General features: G+C 35.1%; 18 protein-coding genes. 3 read left to right on the top strand and 15 right to left on the bottom strand.

Features of this window, described 5'->3' with window-relative positions:
• Nucleotides 1-46: 46 nt before the first annotated feature.
• The 7 genes from BXY64_RS05610 to BXY64_RS05575 all read right to left on the bottom strand — a co-directional run bounded on the left by BXY64_RS05610 (nt 47) and on the right by BXY64_RS05575 (nt 6,753).
• Nucleotides 47-640 carry a hypothetical protein gene (locus tag BXY64_RS05610; protein ID WP_120238933.1) on the bottom strand — a complete coding sequence of 198 codons (594 nt, stop codon included), beginning with the start codon at nt 638-640 and terminating at the stop codon, nt 47-49.
• 161 nt (nt 641-801) lie between these two features.
• On the bottom strand, nt 802-1,020 hold the full coding sequence (locus BXY64_RS21665) for a CorA family divalent cation transporter (protein WP_394340476.1): 219 nt from the start codon (nt 1,018-1,020) through the stop codon (nt 802-804).
• 217 nt (nt 1,021-1,237) lie between these two features.
• Complete coding sequence (locus tag BXY64_RS05595) at nt 1,238-1,609, bottom strand: CorA family divalent cation transporter (RefSeq protein ID WP_120238930.1); 372 nt, start codon at nt 1,607-1,609, stop codon at nt 1,238-1,240.
• Nucleotides 1,610-1,796: 187 nt separating this feature from the next.
• Entirely contained in the window at nt 1,797-2,936 is a 1,140-nt protein-coding gene (alr, locus tag BXY64_RS05590; protein ID WP_120238929.1) for an alanine racemase, read from the bottom strand.
• A 398-nt stretch (nt 2,937-3,334) separates the two neighbouring features.
• A complete protein-coding gene (locus BXY64_RS05585; RefSeq protein ID WP_120238928.1) occupies nt 3,335-4,801 on the bottom strand; it encodes a sodium:solute symporter family protein in 1,467 nt (488 codons plus the stop codon).
• 404 nt (nt 4,802-5,205) lie between these two features.
• Nucleotides 5,206-6,306, bottom strand: a complete 1,101-nt coding sequence (locus BXY64_RS05580; RefSeq protein ID WP_120238927.1) for an alanine racemase — start codon at nt 6,304-6,306, stop codon at nt 5,206-5,208.
• Between the two features lie 6 nt (nt 6,307-6,312).
• The gene (locus tag BXY64_RS05575; protein ID WP_120238926.1) at nt 6,313-6,753 is read right to left on the bottom strand and encodes a GNAT family N-acetyltransferase; all 441 of its coding nucleotides are present in this window, start codon (nt 6,751-6,753) and stop codon (nt 6,313-6,315) included.
• Nucleotides 6,754-6,994: 241 nt separating this feature from the next.
• Here BXY64_RS05575 and BXY64_RS21320 point away from each other — a divergent pair, with 241 nt between their 5' ends.
• A complete protein-coding gene (locus tag BXY64_RS21320) occupies nt 6,995-7,153 on the top strand; it encodes a hypothetical protein (RefSeq protein ID WP_170150582.1) in 159 nt (52 codons plus the stop codon).
• A gap of 260 nt (nt 7,154-7,413) precedes the next feature.
• Here the strand turns inward: BXY64_RS21320 and BXY64_RS05570 are convergent, their stop codons facing one another.
• The 4 genes from BXY64_RS05570 to BXY64_RS05550 form a co-directional block, all read right to left on the bottom strand.
• Nucleotides 7,414-9,024, bottom strand: coding sequence for a BCCT family transporter (locus BXY64_RS05570; RefSeq protein WP_120238925.1), 1,611 nt, complete (start codon nt 9,022-9,024; stop codon nt 7,414-7,416).
• A gap of 24 nt (nt 9,025-9,048) precedes the next feature.
• Nucleotides 9,049-10,212: a hypothetical protein gene (locus BXY64_RS05565; RefSeq protein WP_120238924.1), complete on the bottom strand. Its 1,164-nt coding sequence runs from the start codon at nt 10,210-10,212 to the stop codon at nt 9,049-9,051.
• 445 nt (nt 10,213-10,657) lie between these two features.
• Nucleotides 10,658-11,164 (bottom strand): MarR family winged helix-turn-helix transcriptional regulator, encoded by a 507-nt coding sequence (locus tag BXY64_RS05555; protein WP_120238922.1) that lies wholly within the window; start codon nt 11,162-11,164, stop codon nt 10,658-10,660.
• Nucleotides 11,165-12,808: 1,644 nt separating this feature from the next.
• Nucleotides 12,809-13,939: a glycerate kinase gene (locus tag BXY64_RS05550; protein ID WP_120238921.1), complete on the bottom strand. Its 1,131-nt coding sequence runs from the start codon at nt 13,937-13,939 to the stop codon at nt 12,809-12,811.
• Nucleotides 13,940-14,191: 252 nt separating this feature from the next.
• Between BXY64_RS05550 and BXY64_RS05545 the strand changes: the two genes are divergently transcribed.
• Entirely contained in the window at nt 14,192-14,653 is a 462-nt protein-coding gene (locus BXY64_RS05545) for a PaaI family thioesterase (RefSeq protein WP_120238920.1), read from the top strand.
• A gap of 60 nt (nt 14,654-14,713) precedes the next feature.
• Here the strand turns inward: BXY64_RS05545 and BXY64_RS05540 are convergent, their stop codons facing one another.
• From BXY64_RS05540 to BXY64_RS05525, 4 genes are all read right to left on the bottom strand, one after another.
• On the bottom strand, nt 14,714-16,000 hold the full coding sequence (locus BXY64_RS05540) for a TolC family protein (protein ID WP_120238919.1): 1,287 nt from the start codon (nt 15,998-16,000) through the stop codon (nt 14,714-14,716).
• 44 nt (nt 16,001-16,044) lie between these two features.
• Nucleotides 16,045-19,209, bottom strand: a complete 3,165-nt coding sequence (locus BXY64_RS05535) for an efflux RND transporter permease subunit (protein WP_120238918.1) — start codon at nt 19,207-19,209, stop codon at nt 16,045-16,047.
• A gap of 26 nt (nt 19,210-19,235) precedes the next feature.
• Complete coding sequence (locus BXY64_RS05530; protein WP_120238917.1) at nt 19,236-20,354, bottom strand: efflux RND transporter periplasmic adaptor subunit; 1,119 nt, start codon at nt 20,352-20,354, stop codon at nt 19,236-19,238.
• A 278-nt stretch (nt 20,355-20,632) separates the two neighbouring features.
• Entirely contained in the window at nt 20,633-21,247 is a 615-nt protein-coding gene (locus BXY64_RS05525; protein ID WP_120238916.1) for a DUF6266 family protein, read from the bottom strand.
• A 363-nt stretch (nt 21,248-21,610) separates the two neighbouring features.
• On the opposite strand from BXY64_RS05525, the gene BXY64_RS05520 reads away from it, so the two are divergent.
• Nucleotides 21,611-21,883, top strand: a complete 273-nt coding sequence (locus BXY64_RS05520) for a DUF493 family protein (RefSeq protein ID WP_170150581.1) — start codon at nt 21,611-21,613, stop codon at nt 21,881-21,883.
• Nucleotides 21,884-21,937 lie beyond the last annotated feature (54 nt).

The raw sequence follows: 21,937 nt of genomic DNA, 5'->3' as shown, positions 1-21,937 counted from the left end.
AAGTTGACAATTCATCGGTCGTTATACTATCATTATTATACTCTTTTTATATAAACAACACCTTTTTATCTTTGAATAGCTCTCTAAATTCGGGAGGCAAATCAATTAAATCTGCAGTTAGATCATTGATGATATCCAAACTTTTATTGGATAATAAATTCATGATATCATCAATGGTTTCACCACAAAGCATAAAAGGCATTTGATGAAAAACCATCTCATCCTTCCAACACAAAGCGTAAATCTGATATTCATTTACCTCATCCATAGCCTTATTTTTCACAATACAATTGTTTAACCAGACATCTGTATCTATCAAATCATGCTTCTTCAGTTCTCTATCTCTTTCTTCAACCCTACTGTTGGCTTCAAAATATGCAGCAATTTTCTCGTTCGACTCTTTGGATAAGGAATCATGCATCTCCTGCCTGCAATCCATACAGCAGGCCAATTCGAAAACCAATTGCGGTTTATCCAAACCAGATTTTCTTTCGAATGCCTTCTCAATCAAATACAACTCGTTACCATCGGCTAAATTCTTGCCACAAATGGTACACTCCGTGAATTGTTTCTCCTCCTTCTCCGAGTAGAATATCTCGGGAATGGGTGCTGAATGTGTTATTTCCAATGCTCCTGACATGCCTTAATTTTTACCCAAAAATAGTAAAAGGTATCTTATTATTAATCCTTATTATATTATCATTTATACTTTCAGCACGTCGGGTATGATTTGAAGAATCAAATAGCATAGAGCTTTAAAAAACAATAACTATGAACGTTTTAAGGAGAACCTCAATTATGTTATAACCACTTCTTCCAACGAAAGAAAAGAAAAAGGGCCAAAGAAGAAAGCAACATTAATAACAGACTAAGCGGATAGCCAAAAATCATTTTCATCTCAGACATTTGATCCAAATTCATTCCATATATCCCAGCAATTAAAATTGGAGGTGTAAAGATTACAGTTACAATAGTCAACATTTTTATACTCTTGTTTTGTTCTATTCCTACCAAGCCAATAAATGTATTCTACATAAACTCAAGCCTGTCAAAATTAAAACCCGAATGCTGCAATAACGATGAAATATCCTTGTTCATTACCAGAAAACGATCTTTATCGGTAAGAGGAAAGAAATTGCTTTTCAAAATTGCAAAAACAACCCGTTCCTTCTCCATAAGTGTTTTCTGAATCAAAATACTTGATTTTCTAATATCAGAAATATGCAATAAAAATGCTTTATCCAATTTCTTTTGCGATTACCTTGTTCAGTTTATTAATATCATCAGTTATTAACTCAATTAAATCCGCATCAATATCTATTCTTGTTTCCAATAACGACAGTAATAAATCAACACCATTCTTAAGCTCTAAACTATTCAGTTTTTCCAATACATCCTCAAAACTCTTATACTCTCTCTCGCGTTGAGTTATCAATACCCTATCTTTCAATATAAAGGATACCGGATCCATCTTGTATTCATCATCATCAAAACTCAAAAAAATTAGGTTTAGGCCAACAAACTTTTCATTTTCAATATACTTGGAACTGGTTTCAATCTCCTCTCTATCTTGTGCCGAAAAGAGTCTAATCTCTAAATCCTTTTCCACAAGCTTAAATTCCTCAGAGCTCTATTTTATTAGGTCAACCCAAATTAACACTCCAGCATCACTGCTAAAATTATCCAAACAAGTCAACTTATCATCAAGTAAATAAAAGCAATTCAACATGATATTTTCATTTCATTATATTCCAATAACTGCTCACCAATACTTTTAAATGATTTTTTACATGCACCTATATAATAACACGTTCAACATTGTTTGGCAGATGAGTTAATATCTCATAGTTTAGACTGTCACTAATATTGCTAAATGCAGACACTTTAATCTCACTCTTCCCTTGCATTCCAATAATTACTACATCATCATCAACTTTCACATCTGGCAATTCAGTCACATTTGCAATAATCATATTCATATTCACCATGCCTATTATGCCGCACCTATGACCATTAATCAGAACACGCCCCCTATTACTAAGTGATCGGCTATAGCCTACAGAATATCCAACTGGAATTAAAGCTGTTTTCATATTTGACTGTGCCAAAAATGATATGCCATAGCCAACAAACTCACCTTTCTTCACTTCTTTTATTGACATGATTTGACTTCTCCAACCCAATACCCGTTGAAGAGGGTCTCTTTCTCGATGGGTATAGCGTAAAAAAGTCTCAATACTCGACCAGAATCCATACTGCATAATACCTATTCTCACCATATCCAATCTAGATTTTGGATACACAAAAGCAGCAGCTGAATTGGCTACATGCCTATATTCCGGGGTAATTCCACTCTCAATAAGAATACGATGCAATTTGTGATATGTCTTTAATTGTTTTTGAATACGCACATGGTTTGAAATGCTTTCTGCACCTGCAAGGTGAGTGCAGAACCCTTTTATTTCAAAAAATTGTGGATTTTCTTTTATTATCGAAATTGCCTCTTCCAACTCCTTCATTGTTAAGCCCGATCTATTCATTCCAGTTTCAACCTCTAAATGAATTTTGGCCTTTATTCCAATTTCGGATGCTACCTCAAGAACCACACTCAAACGATTCATATTAAATATATAAAACTCTATTCCTCTTTTTATGGTTTCAACAATGTTTTCATCGGCAATCCATCCCATAATCATTATATCTCTGTTATTTTTAAGACTATTCTGAACTCTGACAGCCTCTCCAAAATCAAAAACTGAGAAGTGATTGATCCCTTCTTCTTCGAACATAGGAACAATTTGTTCAATTCCATGTCCATATGCATTCGCCTTTACCACCGATGATATCCGAACATTATCTCCCAACTTTTTCTTGAGGAATCGAATATTATTTTGAAGTGCCTCTCTTTTCAGGGTAATAAATGAACTTCCTAGCATTGAACTATTGTTTTTGTAATGATTATCGATTTCAATTATTTATGATTGATTTTGTGATACATCGAGAAGAATACATTAATTCCTGCCCCAAAGCAAAAAGCCCCTATTTTATTTTAGGGTGTAATAGCCGAAATCTTCTGACCTTTTAAAAAGTTTTTGAATTCTTTCCATTACCAACTGATTCTCCTAGACAGTCCCCTAAATAACTTAACACATTCCTTACTACACAAGACAGTAGCCCCCCCTTAACATTCAAGCGTATATTATAAATTTTCTTGCCTTACAACCTATTTAAATGATTTGCTCCAAATGATTTGAAAGCCGATTCATATCATTGTTAAAAAAACTGACAATGCGTCCAGATGTTTCAAATTTCTTTATTAGTACTTATGGACTATTTATGTAATTCTCTCCATAATTCTATTACGTTTCTCATATTTTCCCCTATAAATTAAGGAGAAAATCAGATAAACAAAAACTGATGTTGAAATCCCAAAAATATTGCCATCCAAATCAAATGGCAATTTAACTTTCAATGTAGTTAAGAGAACTGTTGTTGCACCGCCTGAAATCATAGATGAGATAGCTGCCGTGGCATTAGGTTTTTTACCATACAATGCTGCAATTACAGGAACAAACAAACCAGATACCATAAATGCATAAGAGTAAAGCATCAATTCAAGTACATTGGTCATATGAGAAGCCAGGAACAATGCCACCCCTCCAATCACTAATGTTATAACTTGCGAAACCCTCAGTTGGAATTTGGTATCTTGCTTAAAATTGAAAATTTTCCCTAGAATATCTGTTTGCACATTTCCCGATGCGGCCATTAAACAACTATCCGCGGTTGATAGGATTGCTGAAAAGTATGCTGAAAGCATGAGTCCCATGATACCTGCAGGCAGAACAGTATTCAGCAAAACTGGCAATCCCATTTCTGCATCCAAACTTGTTCCTAATGCATAGCCAAACTCTGCAAACATCGCATTTTCATATGCCACACGGGAGAACAATCCTAAGGTAACCCCCATAAATGCCATTAGAGGCCATTCGAATAAGCCTGCAATAAACCATGCTTTTTTGGCTTCTTTTTCATTTTTAGAGGCATATATTCGTTGATATAGTGTCATTCCAACAAACCAAATAGGTATGATGGTAATTCCCCAATTCACAATCTGTTGCCAAGATATATTCCCCAAGGAAAGAAATTCACTGCCAAGTGTCTCCCGGATTACTTCTATACCACCAATTTTGTAATAGGATACAGGTATTCCAATAAATAGTAGTCCTGCCATTAAAATAATCCACTGTACTGTATCGGTATAAATTACAGCTTTTAATCCACCTATACTGGTGTAAACAACTGCAAGTACCCCCATTATTATTAATGCAGTGTTCAAATCTATTTCGGTAAAAGTAGCTGATGCCAGTTTTGCTCCCGCCAGAAGTTGTGAGCTTGTAAATCCAATATATCCAATTGCCGAAATTACTCCTGCAATAAGAGCTACCTTATGGTTATAGAAGTATTCGAATATTTGAGGAAAGGTAAATAGCTTATTTTTTTTTGAAAGCTTACTGATTACAGGAATTAGTACAACAGCGCTCAACCATGCGCCAACCAAACCAGTAAATAGCATCCATGATCCTCCAAGTCCAATGGCAAAGCCTAAACCGCCCAATCCTATTGAAAACCCTCCACCTACATCGGTTGCCACAACAGATAATCCAATATGCCAGGCACCAAGTTGTCTGCCTCCAACATAGTAATCTTCATTGTTTTCATTTTTCTTAAAGAAATAAACTCCAATGCCCAGCATGACTGTGAAGTAGACAATAAATATGATAATATCAATAATATGCATAGATAAAAAGTTATAAATTAACACCAGTATTCACCTCTTACTTCGAGTTATATGTATGAGTTAAACAACTGCTCCACTAATTAAATAACGCCACCAGTAATCTGGTGACGTTGTGCATTTTTATACAATTGGAATACCCTCTATAACATGGGAAAAGAATATTAACTTAGTATATCTCAATTACCTAAAAACTGCATTCGTTGAAATTAATTAGTATTACTATTTGATCAGAATTCGCTTTCCACCATCTGAATATTTTAATTTCTCCTTTTGAATTAGGCCAAGAACAATTTTTGCACCAGAATAATGTTACAAATTTAAACCTGCCAATATATGGCCCAAACCTACTGGTTGATTTAAACGAACAAATTCTATTATTCCTTGCTCTAATATTTTACCACTTCTCATTTACAATTCTCTTTTACTGCAGCAGGCTCAACAATTCTTTTTTCGATATACTTGGAAGACATAATGCGTAGAACGCCCATATAATCCATCGTAAATTCAATTAAATCTCCTACCTTATAATTATTCTTATTGTCCCCCAAATCTACTACCAGCATATCCGAGCTTGCCCCAACAAGATCTATTGAGTTATCCTTTGGGTTAATGTGCTTACTATCTACATCCAACATTCCCAAGTCTATAATTGCCCGATACGAAGTCTCTCCCATTTGATCGACCTCCAATGAATGACTTTCACCTTCAACATTGGTACCCATTTCGCCTGTAGGTAACATAGGTTTCTCTATTAGTTCAATAATCTCAGCATACAATTTAAATACATTGGTATTTAATCCTTCAAGAGCTGTGTCATTATATACATCGGTACCCATAAACAATGATTCACCAACTCTAAAATGGTTGACACCCCCAGGTAATATATCATGAAGTAAAAGCGGGATGGTTACAGATGACCCTCCTGAAACCAATGGAATTTTCTTATCAAACTTGGCCTCTATCAGTTGTCGGTACAGACTAAGCTGGATTAATTTGTCCTCGTTAGGCAATACGCCATTTAAGCAAGTAAGATTTGTTCCAATACCTACCACTTCAATATTTGGCAATTCAAAAACCTTCTTATAGAAGTCGATAAAATCTTCACGCATTACCCCCTCTCTTAGCTCTCCCATTTCGATCATGATAATAATTTTATGCTTTTTATCTTGTTTTAAAGCCTCACGAGAAAGCAAGTCGATGGTTTTTAATTCAGTGTTTACACTAACATCTGCATACTTGATGATTTCACTGACAGATAATTTTGGGGGAGGTTTTATGTAGATCGTCTCAATATTGGGATCTAGTTTCTTAATCATTTTCAAATTAGAAACCCTGGAATCACAAAGGCTCTTAATTCCTAAGGAAATTAAGTTTTCTAAAAACAATTTGTTTCCACACAACAATTTAGAAACCACAGTCCATTGAATGCTATTTTCTTTAAATAATTTATCCAAAAAACAGTAGTTTTCTTGTAGTTTGGAAGTATTAAGAGTTACAAATGCCATTACATTTTATTTTGTGAATCTCATTTCAAGGTATTTATTCTCAAATCCCATTTTTTCATATAAATGTTTTGCAGGATTATCCGGCTCAACATGTAACGCAATTGAACCTTTCGCAATTTTTATGGTTTCTTCCATCAGTTTCTTTCCAATCCCTTCTCCTCTATGCTTATTATGAGATGCTATGTATACAAGTATGTTTTCAGGTATATAACCTTCCATTCCTGTTCTATTTACAACTACAGCACCAACAATTTTACTGTCTAATTTTGCAGCCAAAATAAAACCGCCCATTGATGGTCTCTCTTTTAATGCATACTGCATTGCTTTTTCAATGTCTGCCTTGTCATCTCCGTATTCTTCAAGGTGATCATACAGGAAATTAAGCAGTTCTTTCTTTTCAATACCATCAGGACGTAGAGAGGAGGTCATAAGTTTAATTGTAATCATACTTATACTTTTAAGTTTTTTTGTTTCTATAGAACAAATATAACAATTCGATTAACTTAAACAAAACAATCTCAACAGACACAGACACAAGAAATCCACCCTTATTTCATTTATTCACTGTGCTTTACACAAACACAATCGACAATAAAATACTTTGAACTTTAACTTTAAACAACTTGCACATCTAATATCTTGTATGTATTTTGTTTCCATAGAACTATTTTATTAAAAATATTGACCTATGAGCTATCATTTAGGATTAATCTATAAAGACATACTTTGGAAAAAATGGCAAAAAGATGGGAGTATAAAAAAGAAGAATTCAACAAAGAAAAAGACTTTAAATAAAGCAAAAAACTCTTCTTCAGATCGTAATGAAAAATCTAAAACAGATCATTAAAAATATACCCGAAATTTACCTCTGTGCTTATATTCTTTATTTTTGAATATTTAGTGGTAATTGTAGCATTTCAACAGGCCTTTTTTTATTAATAGTCGTAATAACACAAATAACAAAACTAAAAGCTTTAGGAATCCTAATAGCATTTACATCCATTTTGATTAGCATATTAACCTAAGTTCGATTTAAAATATGTGGAAATAAAAAAAGAGGTCCGAAGACCTCTTTTCTATTACTGACTATAACAAGAAAAACCTTATCTAAGACTCTTTTGCTTTTATCACTTTATCATTCTTAAGAGTCTTTAATAAACTGTAACACATAATTAGCAATACAATTGCAAAGGGTAAGCCAGTTAAAATTGTAGCCGTTTGCAAGGCAGCCAAACCACCTCCAATCAGCAATACGATTGCAATTAAGCCTTCCATTGAGGCCCAAAATATTTTTTGTCCAACAGGAGCATCCAATTTTCCTCCCGTGGTTAATGTATCAACCACCATAGATCCACTATCAGATGAAGTAACAAAGAAACATGCTACCAAAATCACCGTTAGTAAGGATGAAACAAATGGCAATGGGTACTGCTCCAGCAGATGGTAAATTGCCGTAGCAATATTGGCATTAACTGCTTCCGATATCTGAGTATTTCCAAGTAACTCCTGATAAATGGCACTTCCTCCAAATACCGAAATCCATAAAAAAGTCAATAATGCAGGCACAAACAGTACACCCAAAACAAATTCACGTATGGTTCTACCTTTTGAGATACGAGCAATAAAAATACCTACGAATGGCGACCATGCGATCCACCATGCCCAATAGAAAATGGTCCATGAGTTTTGCCAGTGAGTGCCTTCTTTGGCACCAATATATGTTTCGGTCCAAAAACTCAACTCCATAAAGTTGCTTAGGTAATAACCCAAATTCTGAACAAATGATTTCAACAAGAATGCAGTTGGGCCAATCAATAAAACAAAAAATAACAAGAGAAGTGCCAAGCGCATATTTATCTCGCTTAAGCGACGAATCCCTTTGTCAAGACCCAAAATCAGAGAAAGCGTAGCAAATAAGGTAATTACCGAAATCAAACCAATTTGCCAAGTCGTTCCGTACTCAACATCGAACAAATAGGTTAAACCTGCATTTACCTGCTGTACACCAAAACCTAAAGAGGTAGCCAAACCAAATAGAGTGGCAATAACCGATACAATATCAATAATATCACCAATAGGTCCGTAAATCTTTTCTCCAAACAGAGGATAAAAGACCGAACGAATGGTAAGTGGCAATTTTTTATTGAAAGTAAAATAGGCAAGAGCCAATCCTACTATAGCATATACTGCCCAGGCATGAAATCCCCAATGCAAAAAGGTAACCCCCATGGCCGATTTGGCTGAAGCAACACCTTCCATGGCAAAAGGATTATTATCGAAGTGGAAAATTGGTTCAGCAACTCCCCAAAACAACAAACCAATACCCATACCAGCACTAAACAACATGGCAAACCACGATGTCATTTTAAATTCAGGCTTTGCATCCTGACCTCCCAAACGGATCTTTCCGAACTTACCAAATCCTAAAAACAAGGTAAACCCCAGGAAAACATTCATGAGCAGAACGAACATCCATCCTACATTGTTGGATACAACTGCTTGTGTTTTCGAGAACCAAGCTGCCATTGGTTTCCCTACTATTAAGGTAGTGGCCACCAAAATAAATACCACCAAGAAAGAGGATATAAATACAGTACCATTGGCTTTTATACCCCAAAAAGTTTTCTGATCGGAACGAACATACTTCTTCTGATCATCAACACTTATGGATACAGCCTTGGCTTGATCTTTTTTTTCTATTTTTTCTTTTAAACTCATATATCTTTAATTCGTTTGTATCGCTTAGAAATAATACCCCACATTCACATTAAACCATGAATGCCATTCTGGATTTGCGGCTCCTCGGCCAAAACCATATTCACTGGCTGAATCACCAAAAGCACCCCATGGTCCTAACCAATCCTGATTTTTACCCGATGCATAATCGATATAAGTATAAATCGGACCAGCTTTCACCATCATTCCCAACACATTCATTTGGGTATCGTTGAATTGAGAATTGCCTTTTTTCATGTAGTTGTAATTGTCATACACTTGCACCGATTCAATTGGTCCCCATTCCACAGGTATGGTATAGGCAATACCTCCACAAATAATGCTTGCTTCACTGGCAATATCGTAAGTGTAATTGTAGGCAGCCATCTTTATCAAATCATTATCGGTACCCTTGTAATCGTATCGGGTTAGCTCAAACTTTACATCCAACCTTTCATCTTTAAGAAAACGACCATGATAATGAAGTGCGAAGGCATTGTAGTGATGGTTTTTATCTTTTACATGGTTTCTGTATCGGGCCAACTGTGCAGAAAAACCAATTTCCTGATTGTTGAATTTGCGGGCTACACGAAAGTTGAATTGCCCATTCTCTTCGTTATCGCCAGCCAAGTCGTAAGAGTATCTTGCCAAATCAACCGCATTTCCTTCTGATCCGTTCGAAAAGGTTGTCCACGACCTACCTCCCTCAGCATTCTTATAAAATGCAAAGGCAAAATTCCATTTGTTCGTGTCGAACACATACTTTAATCCTGTATCGTAATCATCTTCCAACCCTACATAGTATGGAAGATTAAAGAACCACGAGTGCGAAGCAAATGGCTGAATTCCAAATGGAACTTGATGAACACCTAATTCCAAATGTGAATTATCATTGAAGTTATAGCCAATAAACCCATGATGTAGCATACCGCCACCAAATTCTGACGGATAGAAACGATATTCCGCATCCAGGTACAATTTCTCATACCTTGCCTTGGCATTCAAACGAAAAACATCAAGCACAGCATCGCCGCCTACATCCTTGTTGTTTTCATCCCAATCCTTGTATCTGTAATTAAAACGAAGGGCTCCGCCTATCTTAACATCCTTAATTTTTTGAGCTTGCGTAACATTCACAATGATCATCAATGCCAATAGCAATTTGATTCTTCTTAAGAGAGTTTCTTTCATAATTCAAGTTTATCCTATCCCATACTCCACCATCTATCTCTTGACAACATGAAATAAAGAACGAAGAGTGCAGATTTAGTTTCTGCGCGACAAATCTAAAGGAAATTTTATTTCTACACAACACAATTGCCGAATAACACACAATATAGAATTCTCAAACCACTCACAACACTCTGTATTTGTGCACATTTTAAACTCTTACCGTTTGTTCAATTTAAATTACCCACTTCTATCTCCATCAATTCATTCGTGTAAAACCATTTCTTCTCCCCATTTCCATAAATGAGATAAAGTGACATTGAGACAGAATAAAAAAAGCTTTTTATATGAATCGATATTTTAAGGATTGGTAAAACATCTGAAGAAATCAATATTAACCACACTAAAATTAAGGGCACAAAAAAAGCCATCACAATCATGATGGCTCACTATTCCTAATCTTCTTTTATTCTAAATTTTCTTCTTCAGAGTTTAATTCCTCCTTAATAAAATCCTCGGCAGTAAGTACTGGCGAAGCTTCCAGTTCTTCAATCTCAAGCATGTTTACAAGAATTTCCAAAGTCTCTTCAATTTTTTCCAAATCTGTATCAGGAATCTTCTTTAATTTCACAGCCAAACGTTGCTGCAATAAATCTGGCGTATTCTTTAGTAATTGATCTCCCAAAGATGTTAAAGCAATTACGGTAGTTCTTCTATCTCCAGCTTTTGGTAAGCGAGCAAGAAAACCTTTTTTCTCCAATCGGCCGATAATACCAGTTACCGTACTCGAATTTAAATTTAGGTGAGCACGAATAGACTTTTGGGTAGCCTGATAATTTGGCGAACTTTTTAAATACTCCAGGCATAAAATCTGCGGAATACTTACCCCATGATCCTTCTGAATCTTTTTAGACTCCAGATTAATCGATCGGACAATTCGTCTGATCTTTATAATAATATTCTTGTAATCCATATTATACCATTTAAATTTCAGTCCCGAAAGCTATCGCGAAAGCTTTGCGAGACTACGAAATATTAAATTAAAATGCCGATATATAATTAGTAAGTTATTAGGAGTAACACGAACAAATAACTCATACCAATTACTAATCGGTATAAATCTATTGTTAGAGACTCTGCTTCGCTTACAAAAGTAAGCAATCCTGCACAATTATTACATACTACTCATTGCATGGCTTTATTTTTTTTTTAGATACAGAAATAGAAACTGTGCTTTCGCAGGAAAATCAATGAATAAAAATAACAAGCAATAATGTTAAATTTCATTAAAAGAGCTGATTCCTTGCAACTTGACACATTTGGCAGATATAATTGTCATAACATTTATTCAACTTGAGTGGACATTTTGGAAGGACAACCCACCGGTTGGTCATCAAACAGGTAAAACTTGCCGATCGCACTTGTAAGAGGAGCACAAAAATAAATCACAAATAAGTGAACAATTTATTTTATTTATTATGATTCATTTCACTTCTCATAGCAACTAACTTACACAATCGACAATACATTTTTATGACTACTAAGAGAGGTGAGAAAATTTGAAAATCTCATTTTTCAAATTCGAAAACATTCATTTTCTCAAACAAAAACATAAATAGCAAGATATTTTCCAAAAAGAGAAAAACTCTCCAATTTCTTACAAACAGTACAAAACAGCCTCAAAACTTTTCATTGATATAACATATCATCACAAAATCATTTCAATCATTCAATCCATCAAAAAAAAATTTTTACATTCTAAGATAAGATCCAATTTATGATAATTCATATTAAGAATATCCGGCTTTATTATTTCCTTATGTGGTCATTTCTTGAGCTGTGAGAGTGATTTTTTGGAGTGTTTTGTGGCAATTTTCGGGTGAAAATGTCCACAAAAAACATGTGAGAGCAATTCTCACACTATATTCTGACGATTTTCAAGTGTGAGAATCATCAAAAAACATATAAATACCCACCTTGAACATGAAAATCGCAATTTTCAAATGTGAGAATCGTCAAAAAATAGCTGAACTGAGGATTTTCACGTGTGAGACTCACTCTCACACATGTGAGAATGAGTCTCACACTCTAATCTGAGCATTTTTAAGTGTGAGAATTCACCAAAATAATGTGAGAATCACTCTCAAACCCTTTAATTTCGGGCTTTCTTGTAATTCTTTCTCTCAAAACTGTTTTTACACATCCCTAAAACTTGCCCTCTATACATATATAAGGTATATAAATGCGCTTGTCCTAATTTCCGAGAAGTTTTATTTGAACTATTTTATTGTTTATCATTTTTCAGTCAACTTCTATTTTTACGAGCTAAAAATCCGACTTCATTTTACAACAAAACACCATATTTTTCCACTTTTGTCACTAAAAAATCAATTCGCAGACAAATTAAAGGTATTAATAAAAGAGGATAATTGAACTAAAATAAATACTATACGGATAACTTATAGGTGTTTCTGGTGGAAAAACATTTTCATGAAAATAAAAAGCAACCACTCCCAAATGTGGCTGCTTTAGCAATAAACTAATCAATATCTTATTTAACACTTTCCCAAAAATCCTGGAAAAGAGTCTTTCTAAAGTCTAAAGAAACCTATTATATTTATCCTTTAACTTTCAATGTCTCACCAAAGCTTTCAGCAGCCATCTCTAGGTATTTCCCTGCATTTTGCATAGAGTCCTGCAAGTCTTTGGCATAAAGCGAAGTTTCGGCGATGTGATCTACTTTCAGCTTCTCCCTTTCTGTTTCTGACAAGTCTACCAAAGCACAGAAGAGTGCCAGCTTCTGATCTTCCAATGAATCCAATACACCTCTAATTACTTTACCCGAGAAAGTTTGAGAATCCAGCTTCCCTTCTCCTGTAATGATCCAGTCGGCACCTTTAATTTTTTGATCAAAGCCTGCTTCATTTTTGATGAGTTCAATTCCAGAATTCAAGTTTGCTCCCAAGAAAAGAATACAGCCTGCACCTAAGCCTCCTGCTGCCCCTGCTCCTTTAATATTCTGCAGGTCGAGATGGAACTGAGACTTCACCATCTCATTAAAATTGGTAAGACCATTATCGAGTTCCATTACTATTTTTGAGGATGCCCCTTTTTGAGGTGAGTACACGTAAGCAGCACCATTTGGTCCATATAGTGGATTATCCACATCACAAGCCACCTCGAAGTTTACTTCCTTAATTTTGGAATGCACCCCTGAAGCATCAATGGTTTCGATCTTTTGCAAATCTTTACCTATTCCCAACAACCCCTTATTATCCTTATCAAAAAATCGATATCCCAGTGCCCTGGCCATGCCCATACCCGCATCATTGGTAGCACTTCCACCTATTCCCAAAATGATGTGTTCTACCCCTTTGTCAAGGGCATCTTTTATGAGCTCACCGGTTCCATATGTGCTTGTTTTTAGTGGATTTGCTTCTTCATTGCTAAGTAAACGAATTCCTGATGCTTCAGCCATTTCGATAAAAGCAGTCTTCTTGATTTTGGAATACAAGTAAGAAGCTTCCACTTTTCTCCCTAATGGATCATTCACGTTTAATGAAATCATTTCCCCATCAAGATAGTACTGCAAAACCTCAACAGTCCCATCCCCTCCATCTGCCAAAGGCAGTTTCTCAATTTCAATATCAGGCACATGTTTTCTGATTCCTTTTTCAATGGCATCACAAAACTGAAGCCCGGTTAGGGATCCTTTAAATTTATCGGGAGCTATGATTATTTTGGTCATATCTTTAGAAAATTTTCTAATTCGAAAGATATTGAATTACTTTTACAGATGTAAGAAACAGTTTAAAATTTATCCTTCAGCTTTTTTATATGAAGACATGAAGCCTAACTGCGTTAAATTCCATTTAAATAAAACCACTATTCGCATAAAATTTGCCTTGTTACGCTTCATTTTTCATCGATAAAAAATTCTAAAAACAAATTTAAACAGTTCCTAAGAATTCTATCATTATAAATACGATTCACAACAAACATGAAAGGAATACAAGATTACTATCCCAACCATTTTGCACAATGCTACGGATGTGGAAGATTAAATGAACATGGTCATCACTTGAAAACTTATTGGGATGGAGAACATACCATTACCAAATTTATCCCGAAAGAATATCACACGGCAATACCGGGATTTGTATATGGTGGCATGTTGGCTTCGGTGATTGATTGTCATGGAACTGGTTCGGCAGCACTGGCCTTTGCCAAACAACAAAATATTGAATTGTGCGAACACAATGCTCCAAGATGTGTTACTGCTTCATTGCAAGTAAAATATTTAAAACCAACACCTATTGATGGGGAGATTGAAATAAAAGGTACAATTGCCGAAATCAATGAGCGTAAGGCAACTGTTGTTGCAGAACTTTATGCTGGCGGCAAACTTTGTGTAACAGGTGAAATTGTTGCCGTCTTGGTACCTGATAATTTTGGAGAATAAATGCAAAACAAAAGGCTATTCACATCGGTTGAATAGCCTTTTTACAATTTGTGAGATTACTTATTCGTTTAAAATTCCACCGGTTAGTCGAACCAATGAGGTTCTGGATTGAATCAAATTGAAAATTGCATTCAATCGAGCCAAAGCCACATTTTGATAGCCAATTTGAACATCGCGATAGTTAAAGGAATTAATACTACCCGATTCGTATTTGTCTTTCGAGATAGACAAATTCAGTTCTGCAGCTTCCAAATTCTCTTCAGCCAATAAATACAACTCCCTCCTAACCTGGTACAATTCATAATTCTGTGCTAAGGCATTCGTTAGGGTATGCTTTAAATCCTCTGTTTCAATTTTTCCAATCTCTTCCTGGATTTTTGCAATTTGCAATGCCCTGCGATTCGAATTCCCATTAAATATCATATAACTCAAACTAAGGTTGGCATACAGATTATGGGAATCAGTTGTATTGGACGACATACCATCAGGTTTTGTTCTAATTCTATTGCCTTGAATTCCTGCACCCATTTTCAACTTAGGATAAAAATTGCTCCTTGCCAGCTCCACATCTCTCCTTAAAATCATTTCCTGAATGTAACGATTCTTTAAGTTACTGTTATTACCAAGCATTTTATCCAATAAACTAGCCAATTGATATTCATCGCTTACCGGCAAAAACTCATCCGAAAACTCATAGGCTTTACTCGCTTTAACACCCAATAAAAAATTCAAATCACGCACAGCATTGTTGAAATTAACCTCTTGCAATAGATATGATGAGCGATCCTCGAGCCAGGCATTTTTCGATTGTAAAACATCGTAAGTTACAGCACTACCCAACTCTTTACCAACCTTACTCCTTTCATATCTGTCGGAAGACAGTTTCATAATCTTCTCACTTACTTTCAATCTCTCCTTTTCGAGTAATATTTTATAATAAGCCAGTATAATCAACTCAATTCTATTTTCAATTGCTATCAGCGTATTTCCTTTTGAGAGTTGTTCCAAATCATCGAATTTATCCTTTCTGATTTGCACAGCAAAACCTTCAAAAAGTGTCCAATTCATATCCAAGGATGGAATTATACTCAATCTTGTAAAATCATTGCTTTCATTATAGTCTTTAATTCCTCTTCCCTGAAGGTTAAACTGAATTCGAGGATATCGACCAACATTTCCCCACGAATTATTTAATTCGGAAATCTGTTCTGATTTACGGATGATTTTTAATTCATAGTTATTTTCCAATCCAACCTGAATGGCTTTTGACAAGCTCAACTCCTCCTGAGCTATCAAGCTCAAAAAAAGGCAACTCAACAATAGGCTTAATGATATCTTTTTTATCATTTTTTGACTTTGATAATGGTTCGAAGTAATTTTCTCTCCGGTTATTAATCTAAACTTACTTTTGATTCTTTTACTTTAGGCTCCACATCTCTTGGATCAATTTTATAGCCTTCCCAAATTTGTTTTGAATATCGCTTCAAATCATTTAATATCATGATTAAAACAGGGAAAAACATCAAAATAAACATTGTACCGATTAGTACTCCATATGCCAATGCAATAGCCATTGGAATCAGGAATTTTGCTTGGAATGAATTCTCAAGAATAAGTGGATACAAGCCAACAGATGTGGTAATGGTTGTTAGAACAATGGCTCTAAACCTTGCTTTCCCTGCCTCTTTTACCGCCGAAACCGGAGTCTTTCCTTCCTGAATTAAGGAATTGTATTTGGACAGGAATACCACAGCATCATTAATAATAACACCCGATAAGGCAACCATACCCCAAACACTTAGCATCGAAACAGGAAATCCTTCCACTCCATGTCCCCATGCGGATCCTAAAAATCCTAATGGAACCATCATCAAAACGATAATACCTTGAGTAAAACTTCGGAAGTGAATCATCACAATAAAAATGATAATCATGAATGCAATTGAGAAATAAAGCATCAATTCCTCAGCATCCTCCTTCGAGCGTTTCTGCTGCCCTTGATATTCGGTTCTCACTCCTGGAAACCTATTGTCCAATTCAGGGAAAATATTTGTCTCTACATATTCTAATATAGGAGGAACAGGTTCGTTTGGATCCAAAAGCTCTGCCTCAACCCTAATCTCACGAGATCCATTGTAACGCTGTATACTTACAGGACCACGCTGTATATCATACTCTATCAGTTCCGACAAAGGGAAGGCTCCTTTGGGAGTTCGAATTCTCATACTCTCCATCTGGCCGATAAAGATTCTATCACTTTTAGGATATCTAACCCAAACCTTTATTTCATCTTTTCCTTCCTGCAAACGTTGTGCTTGACCTCCAAAAAAACCTTGTCTTATCTGAGAGGTAATGGTTCTAATATCCATACCCAGATAATAGGCTTTTGGTTTTAATCTAAGTCTCACCTCTCTACTTCCAAGCGGGTTATTGTCACTAATGTTATAAAGTGATGCCATTTTTCGAAGTTCATCCTGGAAAAATTGGTTGGCACGATTTAGCTCATCCAAATCACTTCCTAATAAACTCACAGAAACAGGTGCTCCCCATCGGTTAAATGCACCAATTGTGAATTTTTCAGCTTCAGGCACTTCGCCAATTTTCGCTTTTACCCGGTTTGTTATCTCAAAACTAGATATCGGAGCTCCTTCCATATCGCGAAGCATAACCCACATATTTCCTGCATGCGGACCATTTTCCTGTCCACTAAACGATGAACCAGTTGATACACCAGTATATTGAATGTAGCTGGTTGTATCATTGTATTCATTCATGATATCATCATTCACTTCCCATACTGCTTTCTCAAAATCTTTAAGGTAAGCAGTAGTAATGTCTTTATTGCTTCCTGGCTTAAATGCTACATTGATATTAAACGAATCGAAAGGCATATTCGGAAAGAATGTACTCTTAATTAATCCACCACTAAACAAACCATAGGTTATTAAAATTAATGCTATAGGTGTAAAAACAACAAACCATCGCCATTCAACTACCCAATTTAAAACATCAGCATAAACCTTGTCACGCATGAAAATGATGCCTTTTTCAATTTTATCTCTGAATCGATTAAATGCATTCTTTTTTTTCTTCACATTTAAAACCACATCATTCCCAACATGGCTTGGTAAAACAAAGAAACTTTCGAAGAGTGACAAGAAAAGGCAACCACAAACTACAAACGCCATTTCGTAAAGAAATTCCATATTTCCTGTTACCAATAGTAATGGTGAAAATGCAACCATGGTTGTCGTAATGGAGGTTAACACGGCAGGTATTACCTCCAAGGTTCCATCAATGGCAGCTCTCCTTGGGCTTTTGCCTTTTTCAAAATGAGAGTAGATATTCTCTCCAATCACAATTCCATCATCAACCAGAATACCAATAATCAATATCATTCCGAAAAGAGAAATCATATTGATGGTAACACCCATTAGGTTGGCAATAATAAACATCCCAAGAAAAGATGCTGGAATTCCCCAAGCAACCCATAAAGCCAACCGGAAACTTAAGAACAATGCCAGTGCAATCACCACCAAACCGAGTCCGTAGCCACCATTTTTATATAAAAGATCCAACCTGGATTTTAGCATATCAACAAAGTCGAAAGTCACAATTATTTGTGCATCATCATGACTGGCATTGAATTCTTCTACATACTGGTTACAGAATTCTGATATCTCTTTTAAATCTTCATTATTCAATTTATTAACTACAATGTAAACCGCTGGATTTTGATTCACATAGGTAGAATTTGGAACATCCTGAAATTGAAAATGGGTACTAGCAACATCTCTAATTCTAAGATAACTTCCATCAGGATTTGCCTTTAAAATGATTTCTCCAATTTTATCAGGATCTACAGAACGATTTCTACTTCTAATTAGAATCTCCTCAACCTCATTTTTAATAGTTCCTCCTGAAATATCAATATTATTGCTTGCAATGGCGCGTGATATTTCACTAAAAGTAAGATTATACCTTCTTAAGTTTTCTTCTTTAACTTCAACCGATAACTCTAACCTTGGAAAGCCCGAAAGGCTAATCTGCGACATTTTTTTGGATCGAAGCAAATCATCGTATATCTCATCAGCATATCTCTTTAAGTTTATCAATTCCACATCTCCGGTAACAACCATATTAATTGCCGGAGTTGTTGACCTTCGCTTTGCAATAACCGCTTTCTCTGCTCCCGTTGGAAAACTCGGAATTCCATCAACTGCATTTTTAATGTCAGCCAATGTTTCATCCAAATCATATTCTCCCGTAGTAGTAATGGTTACTCTCGAAAAACCTTCTGATGAAACCGAGTTCATTTCCTTAATCCCAACAATCCCCCGAATGGCATCTTCAATTCTGGAGGTTATCCCTTCCTCTACCTCCTTCGGACTAGCTCCAGGATAAACCATAGAAACTGTTATGGTTTTAGATTCTGTTTGCGGAAAGAATGATTTTTTCATGAATACCAAAGAGGTAATTCCGGCAATTAGCAACAAGGCAATAATCATCTTTCCGTAAAACGGATACTTTACAAATCTTGTAACAATTTTTTCCATCTCGTGATATCTGATTTATTACCCAATTAATGAACCTGAACCTTCATGTTCTCAGTAGCTTTTACCGGTGGCTCAACCACAAGCAATTCACCCTCTTTCAGTCCATTAAAAATCAAAGAGTTTTCATTTCTTTTTAAAACATTAATTCTCCTCGATTTCATTACCTCATTCTCCAATACATATACTTTATTGGAACTGAAAACTGCAGTTCGAGGGATTTCCATAGCTTGTGCAATCTTTTTACCATTGAATCGAGCTGTTAAAAATTGCCCCTGATACAATTCTACTTCACTATTCTTATATAGTTTAACGAAAACGGAAACAGATTGAGTCCCTTGATCCACAAACTCAGATTTACGAACCAGCTTGCCCATACAAAGCAGCTCTCCATTAGAATCCAGAATTTCTACCTCATCATTTAGTTGTAACCATTTAATATCTTCCGACTCTATTGGCACTTGCAATTCCAACTTATTAGATTCAATAATACCAGCCAATTTTGAACCCATCCCTGCTACCGATCCTACCTGTGTATTCACCTCTATAAAAGATCCATTAAAAGGTGCATAAATGTTTCTCTTTTCCAGTTTCACCTCAGCACTTTTAATGGCATAATAATCTCCCAAAATATTTCGGCTTGCCATAAATACCTTTTCCTGCGTAGTTTTAACCCTAGGCAATTCAGGAACATTCTCATCCAAATGAATCGAATTGAAGAAACTCATCCAATTTTCAAAGTTATCAGCGTAATCAACCTTGATATCAGGAAGGTTTTCAGCCAACTTATTTAAGAATCGACTTTTTTGAGCACGCAAATCCATTTTTGCATCCTTGTCGTAAATCTTAATCAGCAAATCTCCCTTATTAAATTTCTGCCCCACTTTTAATGGCACTCCTGATTCAACGATTCTTCCAGCTACTTCAGAACTTAAATTCACTTCCAAATTGGAAGCCAACCTCCCTTTTTCAACAATAGGAGATTCAATGTAGGAATACTCGACTTTCTGGATTTTTACCGTGGGCAGTTTGTTATTATCTAAGTTTTTGGCAGGATCTTCTTTCATGCCTTTAAGAAACATTGTCAAAAACATTGCTATACCCAACGTGGCTAGTATAAGGATGACAATTATAATTTTCCGATTCATATAACTTTTAGGTTTAGTATGTGGTTTGTTTAACTGGGGCTTTATAAAGTTATAAATATAAGCTTTATAGAAAAATTAATCCTTGCTATTAGAAAACAAAATTCTTAATGAAGCGTTAATTTTTCTGTTAAAATAAAATAGTAATTTCCTTAATAAATTAGTGTTTTATCTTAAATGAAAATAATGGAGCCGTTTTATAATAAGAGGTAAGTTTACACTCTTTTTTAAAGGATATATGATCAACTCCCAAAAACAACTATTGCAAACAAATAATACAACTATCTTTCTAAATAAAAGTAAAGACTATCACTTACATCGCTCTCTTTTTCATTTCTAAAAGCTACCCAAACATGCAAACCAGTATAGTCAGACAAATTTGTAAACCATTTAAATTTCATCATTGATCTTCTAACACCAGTAATCTGATAATCACATCTTATAGAAGTAGATGCCGCTACAATTAAGGTGTCATTCATATTTTTCACTTCCGGCATCTCCCACTCTATCAATATATGATCTTCTGCTTTACTAATACTAACTTGTTCAGGAAATTTCACATTTCCACTACACAACTTGCTTTTAGAATAATCGAACTCAATATCCGGATATTCGCCCTTTACAGCATGTTTTAGATGATAGGATTGTGCTGCCTGAAAAGCCGATCTTCCTATAGCTTCTCCAGCAAACCCAATTCTTAATAAGACTTTAAATTTCTTTAAGAACCTCAACACAACATCAAATTTCTTTCGTTGCGCCAATTGAGCTTGCGATTTTTTATCCCGATATTGAGAGGGTTTAGTTCTTGCGTAGGTATTACCATTCCTTGTATAAAACACCAAATTCCCTATGGAACCTCCTCCTGAAATCAGTAAACCTTTTTTCACTTTTACCATATCTTCAAAGTATTTAAATCATCTATTAAGCAATAGCTACTCTTCAAACTACTCTATATTAAGATACTACATTTTTAGTTCATTTATTGATTAAATTCGTAAAAACGTGAATTTGATATGAGTTTATACCAAGTTTAATGTGAGTTCATCTAAAGTTTATTCAAGAATTATCATACAGACATTATACATTCAAACCATGTAAAAACTATCTCTAGGTAAGCATGAATGCTTTAAAAGACTCTCTTTAAATTTGAAACAATTTAATTTTAGATGCGTTTTCATTAAAATGTAGGAATGCTTCATAAAAATTTTAGCATTTTTGCAGCAAAAATTGAGCAGGTCTTATAAAACTATTAGATGACAATGGATCAAGAAAAATATAATAGAATCAAACAACAGTTGCTGGATTCAACAAAATGGCCTTCGTTGTACATGTTTAAATTCATAGTACCTAACAACGATGAAAAATTAAATGCTGTAAGAAATTTGTTTCCAAAAGAAACAGAATTCTCCTACAAAACATCAAGAGACATCCGATTTATTGGGGTAACAGTAAAAATAATGATGAACTCGGCCGAAGATGTAGTTGAAATATATTCAAGGGCACAAGGAATTCGAGGAATTATGGCATTATAAAATGAAGTGTCATCATAAAAAAATGCTTAAGCTGATGTAATATCAGCTTTTTTT

This window comes from Marinifilum flexuosum, assembly GCF_003610555.1.
In the GTDB taxonomy this organism is placed as follows: domain Bacteria; phylum Bacteroidota; class Bacteroidia; order Bacteroidales; family Marinifilaceae; genus Marinifilum; species Marinifilum flexuosum.
The sequence above is the reverse complement of the archived record's forward strand: the minus strand, read 5'-3'. Positions and strand labels throughout refer to the sequence as shown.